Source organism: Budvicia diplopodorum (genome assembly GCF_009800925.1).
Lineage (GTDB): Bacteria > Pseudomonadota > Gammaproteobacteria > Enterobacterales > Enterobacteriaceae > Budvicia > Budvicia diplopodorum.
The window spans coordinates 1-1,782 of sequence record NZ_WOYF01000038.1 but is presented as its reverse complement, the minus strand read 5'-3'; the positions used below and the strand labels follow the sequence as shown (position 1 = coordinate 1,782).

Annotated in this window: 1 rRNA gene; it reads left to right on the top strand. The window is 51.9% G+C overall.

Going from position 1 to position 1,782, the window contains the following annotated elements:
- The first annotated feature begins 188 nt into the window (after positions 1–188).
- Positions 189–1,731 (top strand): 16S ribosomal RNA (locus GVI43_RS15680).
- The last annotated feature ends 51 nt before the right edge of the window (positions 1,732–1,782 follow it).

Sequence of the window (1,782 nt, the reverse complement as noted above, 5' to 3'; positions counted from 1 at the left end):
ACACCGCTCTTTAACAATTTATCAGACAATCTGTGTGGGCACTCACAAGACGGTATCATAGCCACTCCGGTGGCAAAAACTATACCAAGTCTTAAAGAGTGACCAAGCAGTAATTCATTTGTAATTTATTACTTAAGTTTTATGACGAAAACTTTTAGTTTTCAAGGTAGTCTTTGAGCATCAGACTTTAATTGAAGAGTTTGATCATGGCTCAGATTGAACGCTGGCGGCAGGCCTAACACATGCAAGTCGAGCGGCAGCGGAAAGTAGCTTGCTACTTTGCCGGCGAGCGGCGGACGGGTGAGTAATGTCTGGGGATCTGCCTGATGGAGGGGGATAACTACTGGAAACGGTAGCTAATACCGCATAACGTCGCAAGACCAAAGCGGGGGACCTTCGGGCCTCGCGCCATCAGATGAACCCAGATGGGATTAGCTAGTAGGTGGGGTAATGGCTCACCTAGGCGACGATCTCTAACTGGTCTGAGAGGATGACCAGTCACACTGGAACTGAGACACGGTCCAGACTCCTACGGGAGGCAGCAGTGGGGAATATTGCACAATGGGCGCAAGCCTGATGCAGCCATGCCGCGTGTGTGAAGAAGGCCTTCGGGTTGTAAAGCACTTTCAGCGAGGAGGAAGGGGGTAAGGTGAATAGCCTTATTCATTGACGTTACTCGCAGAAGAAGCACCGGCTAACTCCGTGCCAGCAGCCGCGGTAATACGGAGGGTGCAAGCGTTAATCGGAATTACTGGGCGTAAAGCGCACGCAGGCGGTTTGTTAAGTCAGATGTGAAATCCCCGCGCTTAACGTGGGAACTGCATTTGAAACTGGCAAGCTAGAGTCTTGTAGAGGGGGGTAGAATTCCATGTGTAGCGGTGAAATGCGTAGAGATGTGGAGGAATACCGGTGGCGAAGGCGGCCCCCTGGACAAAGACTGACGCTCAGGTGCGAAAGCGTGGGGAGCAAACAGGATTAGATACCCTGGTAGTCCACGCTGTAAACGATGTCGATTTGGAGGTTGTGGGCATGACCCGTGGCTTCCGGAGCTAACGCGTTAAATCGACCGCCTGGGGAGTACGGCCGCAAGGTTAAAACTCAAATGAATTGACGGGGGCCCGCACAAGCGGTGGAGCATGTGGTTTAATTCGATGCAACGCGAAGAACCTTACCTACTCTTGACATCCAGAGAATTTAGCAGAGATGCTGAAGTGCCTTCGGGAGCTCTGAGACAGGTGCTGCATGGCTGTCGTCAGCTCGTGTTGTGAAATGTTGGGTTAAGTCCCGCAACGAGCGCAACCCTTATCCTTTGTTGCCAGCACGTAATGGTGGGAACTCAAAGGAGACTGCCGGTGATAAACCGGAGGAAGGTGGGGATGACGTCAAGTCATCATGGCCCTTACGAGTAGGGCTACACACGTGCTACAATGGCGCATACAAAGTGAAGCGAGCTCGCGAGAGTAAGCGGACCACATAAAGTGCGTCGTAGTCCGGATCGGAGTCTGCAACTCGACTCCGTGAAGTCGGAATCGCTAGTAATCGTAGATCAGAATGCTACGGTGAATACGTTCCCGGGCCTTGTACACACCGCCCGTCACACCATGGGAGTGGGTTGCAAAAGAAGTAGGTAGCTTAACCTTCGGGAGGGCGCTTACCACTTTGTGATTCATGACTGGGGTGAAGTCGTAACAAGGTAACCGTAGGGGAACCTGCGGTTGGATCACCTCCTTACCAAGCGATACCAGTTCGAGTGCAGTGTCCACACAGATTGTCTGATGAAAT